General features: G+C 58.4%; 15 protein-coding genes. 1 reads left to right on the top strand and 14 read right to left on the bottom strand.

Going from position 1 to position 19,082, the window contains the following annotated elements:
• On the top strand, positions 1 to 421 hold a 421-nt coding region (locus ML01_RS25150), incomplete at its 5' end, for a transposase (protein ID WP_173865218.1).
• A gap of 443 nt (positions 422 to 864) precedes the next feature.
• Here the strand turns inward: ML01_RS25150 and ML01_RS25155 are convergent.
• The 14 genes from ML01_RS25155 to ML01_RS25215 all read right to left on the bottom strand — a co-directional run bounded on the left by ML01_RS25155 (position 865) and on the right by ML01_RS25215 (position 18,778).
• The gene (locus tag ML01_RS25155; RefSeq protein ID WP_058558128.1) at positions 865 to 2,085 is read right to left on the bottom strand and encodes a nucleotidyltransferase family protein; all 1,221 of its coding nucleotides are present in this window, start codon (positions 2,083 to 2,085) and stop codon (positions 865 to 867) included.
• Between the two features lie 155 nt (positions 2,086 to 2,240).
• Positions 2,241 to 3,365, bottom strand: coding sequence for a glycosyltransferase (locus ML01_RS25160; protein ID WP_058558129.1), 1,125 nt, complete (start codon positions 3,363 to 3,365; stop codon positions 2,241 to 2,243).
• Between the two features lie 57 nt (positions 3,366 to 3,422).
• Positions 3,423 to 4,073, bottom strand: coding sequence for a hypothetical protein (locus ML01_RS29395; RefSeq protein WP_156427993.1), 651 nt, complete (start codon positions 4,071 to 4,073; stop codon positions 3,423 to 3,425).
• A gap of 218 nt (positions 4,074 to 4,291) precedes the next feature.
• Entirely contained in the window at positions 4,292 to 4,888 is a 597-nt protein-coding gene (locus ML01_RS25165; protein ID WP_058558130.1) for a bifunctional 2-polyprenyl-6-hydroxyphenol methylase/3-demethylubiquinol 3-O-methyltransferase UbiG, read from the bottom strand.
• A 321-nt stretch (positions 4,889 to 5,209) separates the two neighbouring features.
• Complete coding sequence (locus tag ML01_RS25170) at positions 5,210 to 6,544, bottom strand: DUF6418 domain-containing protein (protein ID WP_058558131.1); 1,335 nt, start codon at positions 6,542 to 6,544, stop codon at positions 5,210 to 5,212.
• Between the two features lie 190 nt (positions 6,545 to 6,734).
• Positions 6,735 to 7,673, bottom strand: a complete 939-nt coding sequence (locus ML01_RS25175; RefSeq protein ID WP_058558132.1) for a hypothetical protein — start codon at positions 7,671 to 7,673, stop codon at positions 6,735 to 6,737.
• 192 nt (positions 7,674 to 7,865) lie between these two features.
• The gene (gene pseI / locus ML01_RS25180; RefSeq protein ID WP_058558133.1) at positions 7,866 to 8,924 is read right to left on the bottom strand and encodes a pseudaminic acid synthase; all 1,059 of its coding nucleotides are present in this window, start codon (positions 8,922 to 8,924) and stop codon (positions 7,866 to 7,868) included.
• The gene (pseG, locus tag ML01_RS25185; RefSeq protein WP_082674666.1) at positions 8,921 to 10,486 is read right to left on the bottom strand and encodes a UDP-2,4-diacetamido-2,4,6-trideoxy-beta-L-altropyranose hydrolase; all 1,566 of its coding nucleotides are present in this window, start codon (positions 10,484 to 10,486) and stop codon (positions 8,921 to 8,923) included. The genes pseI and pseG overlap by 4 nt, the downstream gene beginning before the upstream one ends.
• 1 nt (position 10,487) lies before the next feature.
• The gene (locus tag ML01_RS25190) at positions 10,488 to 11,147 is read right to left on the bottom strand and encodes a pseudaminic acid biosynthesis-associated methylase (protein WP_058558135.1); all 660 of its coding nucleotides are present in this window, start codon (positions 11,145 to 11,147) and stop codon (positions 10,488 to 10,490) included.
• A 99-nt stretch (positions 11,148 to 11,246) separates the two neighbouring features.
• Positions 11,247 to 12,983 carry a cytidylyltransferase domain-containing protein gene (locus ML01_RS25195; RefSeq protein ID WP_162268109.1) on the bottom strand — a complete coding sequence of 579 codons (1,737 nt, stop codon included), beginning with the start codon at positions 12,981 to 12,983 and terminating at the stop codon, positions 11,247 to 11,249.
• Between the two features lie 277 nt (positions 12,984 to 13,260).
• Complete coding sequence (gene pseC, locus ML01_RS25200) at positions 13,261 to 14,484, bottom strand: UDP-4-amino-4,6-dideoxy-N-acetyl-beta-L-altrosamine transaminase (RefSeq protein ID WP_082674667.1); 1,224 nt, start codon at positions 14,482 to 14,484, stop codon at positions 13,261 to 13,263.
• A gap of 108 nt (positions 14,485 to 14,592) precedes the next feature.
• Positions 14,593 to 15,882, bottom strand: coding sequence for a lipopolysaccharide biosynthesis protein (locus ML01_RS25205; protein ID WP_156427994.1), 1,290 nt, complete (start codon positions 15,880 to 15,882; stop codon positions 14,593 to 14,595).
• Positions 15,879 to 16,883: a UDP-N-acetylglucosamine 4,6-dehydratase (inverting) gene (gene pseB / locus ML01_RS25210; protein WP_058558138.1), complete on the bottom strand. Its 1,005-nt coding sequence runs from the start codon at positions 16,881 to 16,883 to the stop codon at positions 15,879 to 15,881. The genes ML01_RS25205 and pseB overlap by 4 nt, the downstream gene beginning before the upstream one ends.
• Positions 16,884 to 17,254: 371 nt before the next feature.
• Positions 17,255 to 18,778 carry an O-antigen ligase gene (locus ML01_RS25215; protein WP_156427995.1) on the bottom strand — a complete coding sequence of 508 codons (1,524 nt, stop codon included), beginning with the start codon at positions 18,776 to 18,778 and terminating at the stop codon, positions 17,255 to 17,257.
• Between the last annotated feature and the right edge of the window lie 304 nt (positions 18,779 to 19,082).

Genomic DNA, 19,082 nt, shown 5'->3' on the forward strand with positions numbered 1-19,082 from the left:
CCAGTACTTGGCTGAATTGCTTGCACAACGCGACGACGACACCCATTGGCACCTGATCATGGACAATCTCAACATCCACTGCTCGGAAGCCGTCGTGCGCTTGGTCGCCGCGGCCTGCGGCATCGACACCGACCTCGGCGTCAAAGGCAAGCACGGCGTCCTCGCGTCGATGGCCACGCGCACGCGCTTCCTGTGCGACGCCAGCCACCGCATCGTCTTCCACTTCACGCCCAAGCATGCCTCGTGGCTCAACCAGATCGAGATGTGGTTTTCCATCCTCGCGCGCAAAGTGCTCCGCCGCGGCAACTTCACCTCCGTCGAGGACCTCCAACGCAGGCTCTCCACCTTCATCGACCACTTCAACAATACCCTGGCCAAGCCGTTTCGCTGGACTTACACCGGCAAGCCGCTGGCGGCTTGAGGCGCAAACGGTCTCGGGATTTTCATAGCAAAGCACTAGCGCAGCGCGGCCCCTACTTCTCGCCACTGTCCAGCCGCCGAACTCCGACCGAAACCCGATACGTGCGATTGCGCTCAGATCGATCAGTCACATCCTTTCCCCAACCAAGCCGATACGCTGCCCAGCGATGCAACAATGTCGCAGCGTCCCGGCGCCCAACCAGCCTACTTCGCTGCGGCTCGACCGAACATCCGCAAGCGCTTCGACGCAACATTGAGATTAGCCCACCAAACCGTCTCTTAGTGCTTGGACTCCGGATCTGGGTACAGTGATTTCGTGGCATGAACTTTCGCAACTTTTCTACCAACCCATCTTGACAGGAAACGCGGTTCAAACACAACGCCGTCCGAGTCAACGCCGTCCCATTCCCTCCTATTTGCTCCGGACAGCAAGCGCAGTCGTTTCTAATCACGCCGGCGGTTCACAAACACGCGATACAGCCTGTTCCACATTTGCTTTCCGCCCCAGATGAGTGCGCGTTGCAGATAGAGCGTCGGCGTCACGCGCTCCACGGGTACGTTGAACTTCTGTGCCATGTGCTCCTTAGTCGGCCACAGCCAATCAGCGACTAAACGCGACTTGTCGCGTAAACTCCGAAGTGCCACAAAGTCATTCCAGCGATAGCTTTCGCCCCCGCGCCCGGACAGCAATCTACGCGACAGTTCCCTCTCCCGCCGACTCAGGAGTCTCTCCGAGATACTAGGGTCAAGATGCGTTTCTAGATGCTCCTCCGCTGCGCGCAGACCATTGTCGCAAACATTTCCGATGCGCCTGCCCACCGCAAGAGCGATGAACTCCTCCCATTCCAGGTCCGTGAAGCCACTCGCTAACGCGTGTATGTCATAAAGCCAAACGAGCCGATTGGCCTCGAAATGGGCTTCTCCATCTACCAAATACTTGACATGCATGTGATGGGCGCGGTGAATACACGCGACTAGAAGCGCATGAACAGGCTTCGGTGCCCACGCATGCTCGAACAGCTCCGCAACGGGAACAGCCGAACCCCACAGCTCCTCAAATCTGATCGCTTCAGCGAAGACTTGCCTATCGTTAATACGCCAGTGCAGATCGATATCATAGGCAAGAGCCGAAGCCTTCGGTGCGCCATACTGCAGTTGATAGGAGCCACAATGTCTCGCCCACGCCGCACTGGCCGTATAACCGAGTGCGAGAAGCACGTCGTGCGCGCGCACGCGATCGTCCTCAGCTACGAATACGTCTACATCCCCACGCTCTCTTAAGTGCGGCGCCGGGTAATGCGTATAGGCAAGAGGAGTCCCTTTGATCAACACGGCCCTAATCCCCGCCGACGCAAACCCGCTCAGTGCTGCCCGCAGCGCCTGCCGAGCTCCCATTTCCCGCACCGCAGCCGCGCGCAACTTGTCCTCTAAGCGCCGAGCGACCGCGCGTGGCCACTCGGGGAGCACCCCTATCTCGATGGCCCGATGAGCGAGAAACGCCGCGACGCCGTGGATGCCGGCCAGCCGCTCTAGGCATCTGTTGAACTGCGCCTCAGAGATGGTGCGTTCTGGAGTGACTTTTCCACGAAGCATGACCTTCAGATAGTCGAACGCTGCCTCACAGCCTGCGGCGCCTATTCCCAAGACAGAGTCCCGCAGCGACATCAACGAGCCCTCTTCATTAAATTGCAGCTTCCAGTACAGGGCTAAAAATCCGGCGACAGCAGAAGGCGACCACTACGCTCGCTCAATCGCGCTTCGTTTCGTGACATAGGCTAACAATCGCCTCGCGAATCCGGATAACAAGATGCGCAAACGCATCATCTATCAGAACTATTGACGACGCCGTCGACCGCCTTCTTCAGACCATCTTGGAAACGCGGAATCGAAAATTGCTGTGAAATGACTCGGGCACGTTCCGTATCAAACGACTTCCGTTCCTGACGTAGCATTGCCGCGGCGCAGTCTCGACCATCCTGGTGTTTGAACTTCTCACCCACGGCGTCTTCCAGCCAGTCGCACACACCACCGCTGCCGTAAGCAACAACCGGCAGCCCAGCGGCTAGCGCTTCCAAGGGAGCGATCCCAAAATCCTCCTCCGCAGGAAAGACGAAACCCTTGGCATCAGCAATAAGCCTATCCAGCGTGGAGTCTTCGACGCGTCCAACGAAACTTACCGGCGCATCAAGCTTCGCAGCGAGCTTTTTCAGCCCGCTCGTCGCGGGTCCGCTGCCAGCGAGCACCACCGATTGCCGCATTAGCGCGGCCGCCTCGACAATCACGTCCAACCGCTTCTGTGGGGCGTGACGGCTCCAACACATCCAATATCCCTTATGCGTCCGCCGACCGCGGCTAGAGACTTGCCCAATCCGAATGAAGCGGTCGATGTCTACCGGGGGATACAGCACGCCGACATCATCTCGTTGATAAGCGTTCATTGCCCAGGCCGCACAGAAACTCGAATTGGCCACCATATCGCAACGTCCCGCATGTGAGAAGCGCGTGTCCAAGCGTCGGAACCACTTCAACTGAGGAACGGCCAGCGGCTTTAGAAACCATGGGAATGAGGGATGCATGGCCAGATAACTCCCGTCTCCCCACACAGCCCTTCCTGGAGAGTGCTTGTAGCACAACACCCGCTTCGCTCTTACGTGGTGCGCCGCATAATAGCTGGACGCGAGCACCAAGTCGTAGTCACCGAAATCAAACGAACGAAACGCGTACGAAAGCATCAGAAGATACCATTGCCACCGCGTGCGAGCGAGCGGTGCATGCCCGAGCCAGCTCTCCAACACGCGACCGGACGTTTCTAGCTGCGCCGCGCAGTCCCTACGAATAATGGCGGAAAAGACGTCAGCATCCGGATAAGCCGAAATCATCTGTCGCAGCACGTTCTCGCCGCCACCAAAGTTGGTGAGCCAATCGTGCGTAATCGCGATCTTCATTTGCGGTCACCGCCTCAGACTCACGCTGAGCGCGTGAACACAACCACTCGTTTACGTTCAGGCAATCTCATCATTCAACCCGAGGAACAGTGCGAGAGCGCTAGCCCCCTCGAACCTCGCATTATACCGATGCTTCGGCGCCAGCGCGGCAGCTAAGGGGACGCTGTCCCAATGCTGTTCCTTATCAACTCTGACGAGGTATTCGGCTCTCGCAAAAGGATGCCGGCCAGCTATCAGAAGATCATCAAGCTCTTGGTTGTAGCCTAACGGCAGAGCCAAGAACACCCGCTCCGGGTTCAACACTAATTCGCGGATCCGAAACAACGCACGTTCAACCTTTCCGGGAGTACGAGGGCTCTCGTCCCAACCTATATGCTCAAATGTAGACACCGAAATGAAACTGTCAAACCGGTTCTCTGGCTTAAAATCAAGAAAGTCGATCCCGAGCACGCCAGGCGATTGCTCATACTTATCGCTTACGCAATGCGCATGGTCGCTGTAATAAGACAGTACGTTGCCAACCTCCAGCACCCGGGAATGTTCCCACTCCTTCAGAAAATGAAGCGCACAGGCAATTTCAACACAACGCTCATTACGCCACGTTACGTTGTAATGGTGGACAAAGTGCCGTAGAGAAACTCCCAAGGCCTCAAATCGGCGGTTGGCAAACCGTCGGCAAGCAAATGGATACGCGGCATACACAGCCAACTTGTCAACCGACCGGCTAGCGACGTAAGCGAGGGACTGCGTTTCCCGCAGATCCCGCAGACGTCTGCCCAATCTCCCGATCTCAGATTGCCTCGTGTCTCGACGCATGATCCAAACTCACCTCTTGTGAAATGCCCAAGTGGCAGACCGTCCAAAGGAAACTCTCGCGCGAATGCTCAAGAAGCACACGCCACTGGGTAGCCTTCGTGGTCTGTGGTCTACGCCTGCTTACGAAGCTTGCACACGCAAAACAACTGCCCGCCGAAACCTGGCTGCAGCGCGCCGAGAAACTCGATCTTACGAATCGGCGCCGCCATTACGTTCACACTGAAACCCGTTCTCGCGAGCAGAAAGGCGAGACTGTACTTCGTGAATAGGATCTTATGCTGCGCGTCCGTTGCTCCAGACCATTCGCCCGGGCGGATAAGCCGCTCCCAGGAATCGACGTTAACTGTAGTGAGAACCAACAAGCCCTCCGGCTCTAGCAATTTGCCGCATGTCACCAAGAAATCGAACGGGGATCTAAGGTGCTCAATGATGTCGAAAGCCGTGACCAAATTGAACCGACGACCAAGACTCCCGTGCCAGGAAGCACTATCGAGATCGCCGTAGACGAACTTCCACTCAGCGCCGGCCTCCCTCTTTGGCTTAACTACATCAACACCGACGGCGAACTGCGCTCCCCGCTCTATCGCCGAGCGGCAGATATGACCTGAGCCACAGCCGAGGTCCAACACTGCTTTATCCTTCAAACTCACGTGTACCAAGCGGTCGAACCAACGAAGATGGTCCAGATCAGACTGGTTTACTTGCACGGCTTATTCTCCGCAACGAATTAGACATGGTCCGCTCTGCGCAAGAACGCATCACCCCAACGGCTCCGCCGGGCGGACATCCCCGCCCCCTCGCATCTGCCATCGTATCGCGGGACTCCATGAGCCGATATATCCATATCACCGCAAGGACAACAGCAAGTATTTGCCTCAAGCATACACGCTCCAATAAGCGGCCCGTCAACAGGCGGGAGATGGGAGAATATGCGTGCTCTGATCTGCTTGAACGCCGAAACTTTACGTTGCTAATACTGCAGAGAAGACCTGCACGCGATCGGGGCCGAAACACGCTAACAGCGTAATCTAACGTACGCCCTCGCTCCGCGCTATGCCGACACGACAACGACCTCCGGCCGATTGACCAAATCGTTGGCTACGCAGCCATACGGCCATCAACACGAAGAACATCAGTAACATAGAGTATACCGCAGGATTCAGCGCAAAGAGCCGTCCGCTGTCGCCCATGACCAAGAAGATGATGACATATTGGAAGACTTTTGCCGCGAGAAAAGCACAAACGAAACCCAACCGAGCGACGTAATGGAACGTCAATACTACAAACGCGAACAACGCGCCAACGAGCACCTGTAGAACCATCGCCCCTGCGCCAAAAGACAGGTGCAAGACACCGGGGTAAGCTCCCGTAAAGCGCCCCCCCCCTTCCGCGAAGCGCCCATAGATGCTGGCAGGCGCTACGATCTTCATTGCGGTGTCCATGCCGTCATTCTCCAGCAGATGCCAGGCATCGCCTACCGGACCGAATTCACGAACGTAGTCGACTAGACCCCACCACACATGGCCTTGCAGGACAAGGCTCCGGTAGAACATAAAATTTATGGCCGCGCTTTCTTGTCGCCCCTCAGACTGGTAGCCCATAATCGTGAGCCACACAAATAGGCTAACGAACGCGGCCGCGCCGGCAATCGCTCTCGGAGTGATGACCGAGCGGAGGTTCAAATGCTGTAGTGCCCGAAACAAGCCGAAGTACGTTGTAAAGAACATGGCACTAAAGTTGTCTCCCACGAGCGCCAAACTCACGATGCACAGAACAACTACGATCAAGGTTCTCTTAATTGACGTACTTACAACAGCAAACGCGAACGCCACCGCTGGCAATTGCGAATACACCTTGGCCAGCGCCGGCACGCGCGCCGCGTCGTCCCAGAAATGCTGCTGGGTAATCACCGAACGATTGAAAACTGGGCTGCCGGACACTAGCGCATGACCGATGAGCACAAGTAGGGTAGCGACAATAATCCAGAACACCGCGGTTTCTGTCTGTTTGCGAGTCACCACCCTGTCGCCGAGGCGGAACGAAGGGAGCCTGGATTCCGCTCGTTTAACATAGCGGTCGAGTACCGCCGCGCCAATGAAGTAGCCTGCCAGGAAAAGCGCAGTGTAACCAAGCAGTAGCAGCGTCGCGCCGTTCGCAAGAGAATAGCGCATCTGTTCGGTGATGTACTGCCGCTCCCCCTCCAATACGATGTTCGAAACGACCATCCAGGAATAATTAAACAGCAACCATGCGACGCCCGGAAGCCAGGTCGTTCGTCTTGCCAACACCGATAATGCTGCCGTGTTCATGAGGACGAGCAGCACGGCATAGAGAACGCTGATAAGGCCGAACTGGTCGTGCATTCGACAGTTACTCGCTACCCGCACGCATCAGGTGAGGCTCCTACACGAAGCTGCCGCAACGGCAAGGCGCGCCTCTCAACCCGTACCTGCTACACCCACGAACCTCCGCACAGCGCTGACTATGCTGGGTGCCTGATCGCAGATAACAATGCTGGCCTTGCCTGTCGCTAGGGTTGCACACGCGCTGACATTATACAAACACGGACTCCGGCGCCTCCGGCACCTCCGGGTACAATCCCGACGTCCTACTTTCAACAAACAACTCTATGCCAAGCGGGATCATAACCTCGTCGCGTAGCGCGCGCACGAAATCTGGGAACCGGCAGCGGAGCCCCAATACCTGAGACGACAAATGCGTGGAGCCCGCCACAGAACTACGAAACGCCTTCATCCGAGGATATCGGTCGGCATCCTCGTAAAAGTATCCCGGCGATGTGACGTCCACGCCACAAAGAATGATGCGCCTATACCGTAGGCAGATCGCGATACTGAGGATTGTTCCGAGAGTGAAGCCCACCTTCGGCAGGGTCGGCAGACGAGTCTGAGCAGCGAACGTACCCCGCACGCCGAGAGACCGTAGCGTTAGCCGCAGTTCGTGATAGGATCGCGCCGGATACATGAGCGTATTAGCCGCATAAAGTCGCTGCTGGAAGTGCAGAGGCAATTTCTCTTCCAAAAGACGCTCTTGAGGCCGCAGTTCGTCAAGGAACTTTGGCACCGATGCATAATCACTCCGCCGGGACATCTCATCCACGAGCCGGTCGAGCACGTCGATTCGCCATTCGCGTGTACCGACTGGACTGGATTCAACCTTGACATCCTCGAACAGATACAGCGTTGGCACAAGCGGATGGCAGACCCAAAAATTCCATCCCACCGAATCATGCCGAGCGACTGCGGCGAGGCGGCGGTCGGTGATGCGGTTGATGGAAGCGCCGCTACCTAACACGAACAGAGTGTCACTACGCTTGTAGGCACTCAGGTCAATTACCGACCAGTCCTCCAAGCCAAGTTGTTTCATCTTGGCGGCCCGCCAGCGCCGCCGGGGCGATTCACGCACCAGGGCGTAGGCCGCGCTGTACAACGGGAAAGGGAGTTGGGCACCTACAAACGCTTTCAGCCCGTACATACTAAAGCCACGATTGTCCACTCGCGGATATACCTCTCGCCACCAAGCTACCGCCACCGTCGCTGTTCGACGGTTGGTTCACGGCTCGCGCTCGTGGCTCGCGAAGCATGATGCTTATCCTTCCGGCATGCCGCCAACGCCATGATGCGCGCGGAATCACGGCAAACAACTTCCGAAAGAGCGCTCCTGCATTCACCGAAGGTACTCCCACGCCATTGCAGTACCGACTGGCAAATTCCGGTTCACGCACCGGCCTAAGAGCGATTCAAAATGCTTCGGGGCGAGACCATTGCCCGGCCGAATTATCCGCAGGTTATCGCGCGTTAAGGCGTCGCCGGCCTTAATATCTCTTGCGATATAGACGGAGCGTCGGAAGCGCAGCGAAGCCTGCTCGGCCTCCGTTGCTCCGTAGTGAACAGTGCCCTTCGCCTTCCACGCTCGCTCGGTTTCGCAGACCAGCGCTTCTAGCTCCGTCGGCTCCATGGAAAAGGCACTGTCAACGCCACCTTCCGCGCGATTCAACGTGAAGTGCTTCTCGACGACGGTCGCACCGAGCGCAACGGCTGCAACCCCGACCCCAATTCCTCGCGTATGATCAGAAAGACCGACCTCACACGCGAAAAGATCCCGCAGGTGGGGAATAGTGCTGAGGTTGCTGTTCTCCGGACTGGCGGGATAGGTACTCGTGCACTTGAGTAGGACCAAATCCCGGCAACCGGACTCCCGGGCGGCTTCGACAGACTCGGCTAACTCGGCAACCGTCGCCATCCCCGTGGAGATGATCAGTGGCTTGCCCGTTGCGGCGACCTTGCGGATGAGCGGTATGTCGGTGTTCTCGAAAGACGCGATCTTGTAGCACGGGACTTCGCGCTCCTCAAGGAAGTCAACCGCGGTTTCGTCGAAGGGTGTGCTGAACGCGATCATCCCGAGATCCCGCGCCCGTTGGAATATCGGCTCGTGCCAGTCCCATGGAGTGTATGCCTGTTGATAAAGTGCATGCAGTGTGGTTCCATTCCAAAGGCTATTCGCGTCATTGATGAAGAACTCGCCTTCCTCAAGGTCGAGCGTCATCGTGTCCGCGGTATAGGTCTGGATCTTGAGTGCATGAGCTCCGGCTTGCGCTGCGGCCTCAACAATCGCCAACGCTCGCTCAAGAGATTGGTTGTGGTTCCCCGACATTTCGGCGATGACGAACGGTGGGTGTCCTAATCCGATTGCTCGGTTTAGGAGAGGGATAACCTTGTGGTTCATGGTTTCAGTGCCTTCTCGTAGACGCTTTGTTTGCGCAAGAACCCGTCGCCTTCGAAAAGTGCCTTTGAGCGCGTATTCCTTTCGAGCACGACGGCCCTAAAAAGCTTGACATCGCCGTGGTGCTCGCGCATCCAAGTCTCCCCTGCCTGCAGCATCCCGGAACCCAGTCCGCGTCCATGCAGCCAAGGGGCAAGGTAAATGGACAACAAGGCAACGGTTTCTTCTATGTCGTAGCGCAGCACGCCGATTTTCGCTCCCTCTTGTTCGGCAATCAGCAATATCCGGGCACGATTGCGCAGGGACTCATGAAACCAAACGCAGTGCCTCTCATATGGGATCGGCTCTGGATCGTGGGAGACGCACCGGGTGTTCGGATCGTTTCTCAATTGGAATATGGCCTCGCAGTCCTCGGACCCCGCCGGCCGTAGGCGAACCGCAGCAGGAATGAGGGCGTCAGCGATTCTCCGGGTGCCCCTCCCGTCGCAGAGCGAAGCCGCGCGCGTGCTGATAAGGCGGCGCAGAGCCGGAGAGCCGAGCAGGGCCGCAATATGCCTTGACAGTTGATCCACGCTCTCGACGGCCGACGGTTCGGGAGCGTGCAGAGCGCCGTACTCGGCCGCCGCGTCAATGACATCACGCTGATTCCGCGCTATCGGCCAGACTATTGCTGGCAGCCCCACGGCACAGCGCTCCCAAGTGGTCACACCGCCTCCCCCGATGGCGAGATCGGCCGCTGACATCAGTTGCGCAAGGTTTCCGGGCTGAACGTGGATGCGTAGTTGTGGGCGGAGGTCACAATAACGTTCTAGCTCCCCGCGGTGGGGATTTGTAGCCCCTATGACGACATCAACGCGGAACCCGACACATCCCGTCGCCTCCAAGGCTAACAAGGCCTTGAGTGTGGCATTTCCTACGTCGACCCCCCCGAAGCAAACCAGCACACGACGCACCACATCGCTCCGTGCCCGCGGGACGCACGCGGCACCGGCAAACTCGGCGCGCAGCAGCGCGAAGCGCGGTCCCACGTAAAGGCGGCACCCCTCTGGGACCAAACGGCGATACCTGTTTTCCATGTCGGGATACAGGTTCTGGTCCAAAAGAAGATCACAGTCGTGCGCACGGTCAGCGAGATCGTCAATGACCATGATCCGACGTGTTACCGGCCTTAACGCAGACTCCCATCTGGCATCCAGCGCGTAATGATCCACAACCAGCCAGTCGACATCCCCCCTCCTTCGAATCACGTTCGCCGTCTGCTCCGCATCTTCGCTCCCGTCCCTCCAAGATACTGCCGTCTGAGCTGGTATACCCTCACTTTCATTGCTAGGGGAGGGCTGGAGCGAGTTTGCTGACCGCGGTGCGCCACCGTCGCAACGCTCCGCTAAGCAGGCGATCTGAAAACCTTGATCGCTTATCAACTCGCATAAATTGCCAACATGCGCCCGACAGATGAAGATCACCTCCGCGCTACGACGCCGCAGTTCATCGGCAAGGGCGAGACACCGCATAACATGGCCGACTCCTATCGCCCGGCTAGCGTCAACACGTATCGCGACGTGCACCCTACTTCTCCAGTTGAAACCACGTTAGGTCGTCCTGCGGGAAGAGCGGATCCCGGTGATAGACGAAGCCGTAGTCGATCAGCCTAAGATCCCGATGCCGGTCCATCATCTCGCCAACGAAGTCCCGCTTGAAAAGCCGCTCCCCATGTCCCCGATACGGTACTGCCAACGGCGTCGGGTTATAGTACTCTGCGACCAAAACGTAGCGCTTGGACGCTTGAACAAGCTTTTCGTATAGCAGAGGGAGTTCGTCGGGCGATATGTGGATCAGCACGCCCTTAACAAGGACCAGATCTACGGCAGACGGCGGGCAAAACTCCAGTATAGACGCGTGATGCGCCTGCCCTCCGCCCGAAGCATCCAGCCAACAACGCAGCGCTGAACACGCTTCTTCGTTGATCTCTATGCCGCCCAAACTGGCGTGCGGTAGCAACTGCCGCAAAGCACGCAGATTGAGCCCAATGTTCGCCCCGAACTCCAGGCACGATTCGATTCCCCGGGCGCCGCGAAGCGCCTGAGCAAAAAGAGCGAGATTCGCCGCAACGATCGAGGCGTTTTGATTCCGGCCGATATACTCCGTTCCAAACTCCCCAGCCCAGAACCGCTCCTGCTCCGTGCGGTAGCGCGCAACCTTATAACTCTCATCAACAGAATCTGACACGCTAATGGACCTCGCTTCTCAAGTCGCGCTCTCTGTGTGCATGCGCGTGTGCTGTCATAGTGGTTCACCGGGAAACCGGAGTGGACGGCGGCAAGAGCCTCACTGAGTCAACATCTCGTCCAGCCTAATGCGGGTAACTTGATCCAGCATGCCAATGAGCTCGGGATCGGTCTTGTAGCGCAGAGTCAAATGGGAATTCACTTCAGCAAGCCCAGGCGTTGAATCGAGCACCGCGAATACGTTGTCGAGCGTCGGCAACTGACCGCGACCATCGAGCTCAACGAAAAGGCCCTCAAACAACTCGAGATCCTCGGGGTAATCCAACGTCAGACGATAACTCCGACGGAGTTCTGATGGGAGTTCTACCATGTTGACCTTAAAAATATCCGCATTGTTTCGCATATACCAAGTCATATATTCCGAATGCTGCGCGTGTCCCATGAGATGAATCACTCTACGGAGCGCCTCGGCGTTGTAAATTTCGCACGCCGTTCCAGGCGAATGATCTGCTGCCGCCGTATAATCGGCACCGGCGGCAAAATGCGCGTCCACCAAGTGATGGGCAATCTCCGGAGAAACAACTGGACAGTCCGCGGTCACCCGGATAATCACATCGATGTCGTGCGCTGCGCACGCACCGAGATAACGCTGAATGACGTCATCCGGGTCGCCCGCCCAAAAACCCACCTTTCCATCCAGGACATGCGATTCAAGGATTCGGTCTTCCTCCAAATCCGAGGTGGCAAGCACCACAATGTCCGCATCGGACATCATTAGGCAGTTCTCTAGGCAGCGCTCGACCGACGCGCGACCGTGGAGCGGCAAAAGCGCTTTCCTCGCCAACCGCGACGATTTCATTCGGCAGGCAACAATCGCACCAATGCGCGCACGCCGAAAGCCGTTCTCACGCAGCGCATCACCAGAGGCGATCCCGTCAGCCAGAAGCCTATGCTGCCGCTGCAGCGTCCGGATCGTTGCATGCGCGACTCCGGGTTGCGCGGTTCTTCGGTAGATTAGGTCCGTGTCCGCGACCAACGTTCCGGCGCGCAATTCGCGGGAAGCTACTGGGATCTGAACCGTCTTCGCCAAGTAATCGCGCTCCGACGCTGAGATAAACGGTCCATTCAGGATGTCTGGGCAAACCGAGAGCAACGCGGCAAATCGCTCAGTTTCCGCGGGCTCCATCGCCGAGTAGGCATCATACTTTGCGTCCGCGCGCCGCAAACAGACGTGCTTCTCGATATACTCGCAGCCTAGGGCGAACGCGAGCAAGGGTATAACCTGTGCGAATTGATTCTCCGCCGGGGCGTGATCCGCTATACAAACCGGGGTGCCCGGGAACGCCGCCCGCAAGATTGGTATCTTCTGCAGACCAGTATCGGCTACGGATGTCGGGTACGCCTGATGTCCTACCTGCAGCACGACTTCGGAAAACGACATCCTGCGCAATCCGCTCAGCAATGGCTCTATCTCGGAGATCTCGAATCCCGAGACGTTGACGATAAGCCGTTGCCGCCGGAGATCAAGATCCCTAAGCGCAGCAATAACTTCAAGGTTCTGCAAAACAGATGACTGAAGCTTGACGCCAGCGACTCGTTCAAGGTTGTTTGCCAACACCTCCGCCCCGAACCGATCAAAGATGTCGAGCCACACGCACTCGAACGCATCGGCTGCCTTTGCCAATATTTCTCGCCAAACTTCCGAAGAAAAAGACAACTCGCGGTACACGGGATACCACTCGTAGTCCGGCAACGCTATGGTGTCGGGGTGAAATGCCTGGAACTTAATCTGCTTATGTTCATAGTCCACACTGCTGAACCGACGGATGGTTTCCATTAGAACCTCAGGCTCTCCGCTGTGCGCATTCGCGCACTCCAGTATGAGTGTCGGCTGCACCATCATCGTTTCTCCAAAGTTGACCGAGCTACGGCGATACAATTAGGCCAAGCGACTAATCGGGGCCACCCGGCTAGTACTCGTTCGCGGTATGTTCTAGCACCGAGGTTCCGCTGATCTGAACACGCAGGGAGCCACCACCTCATCACCTGCGCCCGTACGAACCCTACGGGAGAGCACAAGAGCTAGGTTGCCCCCCCCCCATTGACTACGCCCATCATGACACTAGCGACGGCGCGGGCTTCGGACCCGCGTGCACAAACGTCGCTTCGTCAGCGCACTCTTTGCAAAGCGCGTCGCGCAACGCGTCCACCACCAGGTCTTGCTCCTCAAACGTCAAGCCTGGATATAGCGGCAACGTTAGCGCGCCCGCATAGAAAGTTTCGGCATTCGGAAAGTCTCCGTCCTGATGGCCCAACTGCCTGTAATAAGGCTGCGTATGCACGGGAATATAATGAACGTTCACGCCAATGCCCGCTGCCCGCATCCGAGCGAATACCTCCGCACGGCGTGCGCGGCACGGCGCGGGATCGAGTCGGACGACAAACAAATGATACGCAGAATATGTTTCCTGCGTTTCACGAGGTAACAGCACAGGCAACCCCTGCAACAGGCTTCTGTATCGGCGAACCAGCGCGTGTCGCCGCCGAACGTACTCATCCAATCGGGCGAGTTGGCTTAGGCCCAGCGCCGCCTGCAGATCGGTCATGCGATAATTGAACCCCAGCTCGACCTGCTCGTAAAGCCAGTCCCCCTCGGTATCGCCGACCATCAACGACCTGTCCCTGGTAATGCCGTGCGAGCGCAGCCTCTCCATCCTCGATGCGAGCTGCTCGTTGTTTGTGAGGGCCATACCGCCCTCCCCCGTGGTGATGATTTTCACCGGGTGAAAGCTAAACACTGTGATGTCGCAATATCGACAACAGCCGGTGGGCGCGTCGCGGTAGCGTCCTCCAATGGCATGGGATCCATCTTCGATGATGCGAAAACCATAGCGCCGACTGAGGACTGCAATCTCTTGCATCGCGCAGGACTGACCCGCGAAGTGCACGGGCATCACGACCTTTGGCAGTCGCCCGCGCCCGGCAGCACATATCAGCTTAGCCTCCAGCGCGGTGAGGCTCATGTTGCCGGTGCTAGAGTCGATATCTACGAAATCGACTTCCGCGCCGCAATAGAGTGCACTGTTTGCGGAGGCGACGAATGTGTACGGCGACGTCCACAGCAGATCGCCGGGTGCTAGTTCGAGGGCGAGACAGGCGATGTGCAGCGCCGACGTCGCACTGTTCACCGCTACGGCGTGCGCCACACCACAGTAGTCCGCGACCGCTTCCTCGAACCGAGCAATCGTTGGTCCCTGGGTGATGAAATCCGAACGCAGCACTTCCACGACGGCATCAATGTCATCCTGCGATATGTCTTGTCGGCCGTACGGAATCATGATTAAGCTCTGTCCTCACATTTACGCCACCGACGCCGCAGCGCGGCAAGGTCGCGTGCTGACCACCGGGTCAACCGTCACTCCCAACAAGTCGCCCCGCCATCAGAATCATGAAGATACGCCCGCGGAGAGGTCAGCATCCCGGCCTTGACCCGCGAGCAAGACCACCCGCACTGACTTTGCCCCGCCGATCCAGAGCGACGCTGCAATCAGGGCTATCGCCGCAGCTTCATTAGGAAACGGCTCCGCCAATAGCCAGCAGGTCAGCCCAAACACCCCCAGTGCTACAATGTGGATTACGGTGATATCTTTATCCGCGCCGCGCGCGTAGAGAGCGTAGTGCGGGACCATCGCGAGCATGTAAACGATCCCAGCCGCTAGCAGCAACCATAGCAAGTTAAGGTGTTCCGCGTAGACCGATCGGTCGATCAATTGCAGCAAGTAAGGTGCGCCACCGGCGATCACGGCGGAGACCAACGAGGATAGTACCGCCGTGGAAATGAGCAGCTCGCGCATTGTACGGTGGTATGCCGCGAACTCCCCACTGCGATATTGCCGAACCGCCCGCGGATACAGGAACGCAAATATCGCGGGGACGATGACATGACCCTGCACCATCGCCAGGCTGAAAAACAGCACATAGGCCGCTAGTACCTCCGAACCGGCGAGAGCATCGGTTACATAGCGATCCACTGTTGTCAACGCCTTGTACGAAATCGAAGACGCCAGGAAGAGGCCGCCCACCAGAAACCCCCGCCACAGCCATGCCGTATCCAACGGCCAGAGCCGCCACTGCTCCGCTCTTGCCCATACAAACCACCCGCCAAGAATCAATGCAGCGCCTGCCCCGACAGCCCAGGCCGCAAACAACGACTCAAGTGTCCGACTAGTGGGATGTTGCCAGAACCACCACAACAGCGGCCAGACCCAGACCCCAAGGCGGAGGAACAGAACTATGCTGGCCGATAAGGGCCGTTGCATGACGACCAACAATCGGTCTAACTCCTGGCCAAAATGCTCAAGCACCAGTATTGCAAAGAACCAACCCGCCAGCGACCAGGGCAACAGCCCAAACGTAAAAATCAAGAGTTGCGCAGGGACAAACAGTGCATAGAGCATTGCTGTCGCCACGGCTTGGTGCTGCAGCACCCAGGACCAGCGTGACCGATCTACCGAAAGTAACTCGCGGTGTGCGTGAGTGTAATACTCACCACCAACCGCCAACACGCTGAAGCCGACCGTGGCCACGAACAAACCGTATAGCGCGAGATCCTGAGGTGGTAACAGCTTCGCAAGTGCGATAATCAGTGCGAACCGACTGCCCGCCGACAGCGCCCGCAAACCGGTATTTGCGATACGGGCCGCCGCCTGCGTAGGAAACCGCACGGTCTTGTTCAATCACCAAGGCCGATCCGATTGAAGTCGCGTATCTCGTCGATGTTCAGAAAGCACTGGTTTTCACCTGAGTTATATGAGAATCCCTGAACGACCGCATGCCCTTGCTCACCCAGGTGATTGCTGTCGTATGCATGCGCGCGGTGGAAGAAGGTAATGGTCGGTTGAATGACGTAATGATCGTCGAACTGCAGGGTCAAATGCGAGTCATCCGCGGGGCACATCACCTCGTGCAGTTTCTCGCCTGGGCGAATGCCAATTGTTCTGGTGGGCAATCCCGGCGCCATTGCTTCGGCGAGATCCGTGATCCGAATCGACGGAATCTTCGGCACGAAAATCTCGCCGCCCTGCATGCGCTGAAAATTCTTCAGGACGAAGTCCACGCCTTGCTGGAGGGTGATCCAGAAACGGGTCATCCGTTCATCCGTGATGGGCAGGGAATCTGCGCCCTGATCAATGAGCTTGCGAAAGAACGGAACCACGGAGCCACGCGAGCCGACGACGTTGCCGTATCGCACCACCGAGAACTTCGTGATATGGCCACCGGACATGTTGTTGGCGGCGACGAAAAGCTTATCCGATGCCAGCTTGGTGGCGCCATACAGGTTGATGGGGTTAGCGGCCTTGTCCGTGGATAAGGCGATGATCTTTTGGACCTCATTGTCCAACGCGGCCCGGATAACGTTCTCCGCGCCATGCACGTTGGTCTTAATGCACTCAGTCGGGTTATATTCCGCCGCGGGAACTTGTTTGAGGGCGGCGGCATGAATCACGAAGTCGACATCTCGCATCGCTTGTTGCAGCCGCGACAAGTCGCGCACGTCGCCGATGAAATAGCGCATGCAAGCGGAGTCAAAGGACTGCTGCATCTCGAATTGCTTCAGCTCATCCCGAGAGAAGATGATCAGCCGACGCGGCTTGTAACGTTGCAGGATTGTCTTGGCATATCGCTTGCCGAACGAACCCGTTCCGCCGGTAATGAGTATTGACTTGTCGTCAAACATTTTCTTAAGCTTTTTCAGATCATTGGAATTTTCGCAGCGGCGCCTACAGAGGCGTAACGCGACATCGTGTGTAGAGCATCACCTAGCTTCGGCCACCGCCTTGGATATCGCCAACACGTAAGTCACCCGCTAAGGTGACGCAAATCGGTGAGCTTGCCCGCCGACATCTCGTTGCGGCTGCGAAGTCGGATCGCCCGGCCGTGATTGTAATAGAGTAGCAGTTCTTCTCTCTGGCGCGCAGTCGCTTTCAGCGACAACCACAAAGCATTGTCCATGGGACGCCGACAAACTACGCACGCCAGTCGACGTGTCCCGTTGCCATCAAACCCCTCTGCTGTTGTCCCACTCATAACAACCGGGCGACGTGGCAGTCAACGCGACAAGAACGGATTCTCGATCTGATCCGCCGGCGGCACTGCGGAGACAGACTTCGGCTGCGGTAACGGGACCAGATCCGGCGTCGTACGCCGCCGCCGGGAGCCGTGTGTCGTCGCAGCAAGAAGCTCGTTGGGATAAAGGAAAACGGACAGCAGCACGGTAAACACGACCTGGTTTGCCGGCGTGAAGAGATTGTAGTCGACAAGCTCGTGCAAGCCCAGCAGGGCGACGCCGATGCCGCAGCCGATCTGGAGGTATGAGATGCGCGCGACCGTGGCGGTGGTCAGAATTCGGCGCCACTGCAGGCCGAAGAGCACCACGACCAGCAGCACCAACAAGACTCCCGCAGCGCCAAGGTCGAACCACCATTCGAGGTAGTCGTTGTGCGCGCGGTTTATGAAGGCCCAGCCGAGCTCCAGCGGCTGGAACGCCGCAAAGGCGTAGGGGAAGGCGCCGGGGCCTGCACCCACGGGCAGCATCGTTTCGGCGCCGAGCAGTGTTTGATCGAAGATCTGCCAGCGGGCGTCGTCGTCGAGATCGGAGACCGAGAAGCGGTCCAACACGGGTGCCAGGCCGATGCTGATGCCGGACGCCAAGGCCAATGCGAGGATGACACCGGCGGGACCGAGGGCGCTCTTTTTCCCGATCTGGCGCGAGAACACGACCGTCGTGAGCAAGATCCCGACGATGGTGAGCGCAATGCCGGTGCGCGAGCGCGTAAAGACGGCCCCGACGACGAGCAGCAGGGCGACGGCGCTGTGCAGGATGGCCGCATGTCCGGGGCGCGAGCCCAAGGCGACCGCCTTGCGCTTGACGGAGCCGGCATGCCCGCTGCTGCCTCGGAGCCTGCTCAGGGCGTAGAAGAGCAGGGCCAAGCTGATGGGCAAGGTCATCTCGATGACGCCCGCGAGGTGGTTGCGGTTGGCGTAGGTGCCGACGCCGGACAGGCGGTGCGAGCCTTCGACGGCGAGTGGCGTGCCGCCGCCCTGCCCGATGCCGTACTGCACGAGCCCCAGGAGAGCTTGCAGCGCAGCAATGAGAACGACCAGGAACAGGAGCATTTCCATCTGCTTGGGGCTAAGCACGCGCACGCCCAGGAAGACGCCGATGGGCAGGATGAGCGACAGCACGGCCGCGGCGGCCGCGCTCGGGTAGAGAGCCAGCGCGGCAGAGGGCGATTCCGGGAGCGGGGCCAAGAGCGCTTGGGCCTCGGCGTAGAGGCTCCGGCCCGGCAAGGCTTCGGCCATGCCCGCAGGGAGCGGAATCAGGTATAGGGCGGGCAGCACGGCCAAGAGCGCCAGCACCGCCGCTTGAGCCCTGCCTAGAGTAATCCGCTGCGGCGACCAGAGGACGACGACCAAGAGTGCGGTCGCGAGAAGCTGACTGACCAAGGCGGCCAGCGGGGTTGCGCCGGCGCGGAAAACGGGCGTGAAGATCATCACCGCCAGCAGCAAGGCGAATGCAGCAGTCGCGTGGGCTGTGTTGCCCTGATGCCGTTGGGTACTGCGGGCTGGCACGTTGCTCGGTCTCGCGGGGGCGGCCTGTGATGGGGAAGCGCGGCGGCAGGCGAACGGTGTCACAAGTCGGGGTGTGTGACAAGGTGTTCTTGGGCTGCGCCCGGTCGGGCGATGGGGAGTCTGCCTAGATTGGATGACAGCGGCGCATGCGGGCAGATGAGTTTAAGTTGCGAACGCGGCGTGGACTGGCCAGGTGCGTTGGATCGGGATCGGGAGCCACTCGACACGGCGACAAAGCGGGATGCACTCAGGGCGCGAGTGCCGAGCCGACCGGGAGGTCGGCTCTCCGGCCCGGCTCCGGCTC

Origin of the sequence: Thiohalocapsa sp. ML1, assembly GCF_001469165.1 — a bacterium.
Lineage (GTDB): Bacteria > Pseudomonadota > Gammaproteobacteria > Chromatiales > Chromatiaceae > Thiohalocapsa.

Coding starts and splice junctions, on each gene's coding strand:
- ML01_RS25155 (WP_058558128.1), bottom strand. CDS start 2,085: ATGTCGCTGCGGGACTCTGTCTTGGGAATAGGCGCCGCAGGCTGTGAG.
- ML01_RS25160 (WP_058558129.1), bottom strand. CDS start 3,365: ATGAAGATCGCGATTACGCACGATTGGCTCACCAACTTTGGTGGCGGC.
- ML01_RS25170 (WP_058558131.1), bottom strand. CDS start 6,544: ATGCACGACCAGTTCGGCCTTATCAGCGTTCTCTATGCCGTGCTGCTC.
- ML01_RS25175 (WP_058558132.1), bottom strand. CDS start 7,673: ATGTACGGGCTGAAAGCGTTTGTAGGTGCCCAACTCCCTTTCCCGTTG.
- pseI (WP_058558133.1), bottom strand. CDS start 8,924: ATGAACCACAAGGTTATCCCTCTCCTAAACCGAGCAATCGGATTAGGA.
- ML01_RS25195 (WP_162268109.1), bottom strand. CDS start 12,983: ATGGAAACCATCCGTCGGTTCAGCAGTGTGGACTATGAACATAAGCAG.
- pseC (WP_082674667.1), bottom strand. CDS start 14,484: ATGATTCCGTACGGCCGACAAGACATATCGCAGGATGACATTGATGCC.
- pseB (WP_058558138.1), bottom strand. CDS start 16,883: ATGTTTGACGACAAGTCAATACTCATTACCGGCGGAACGGGTTCGTTC.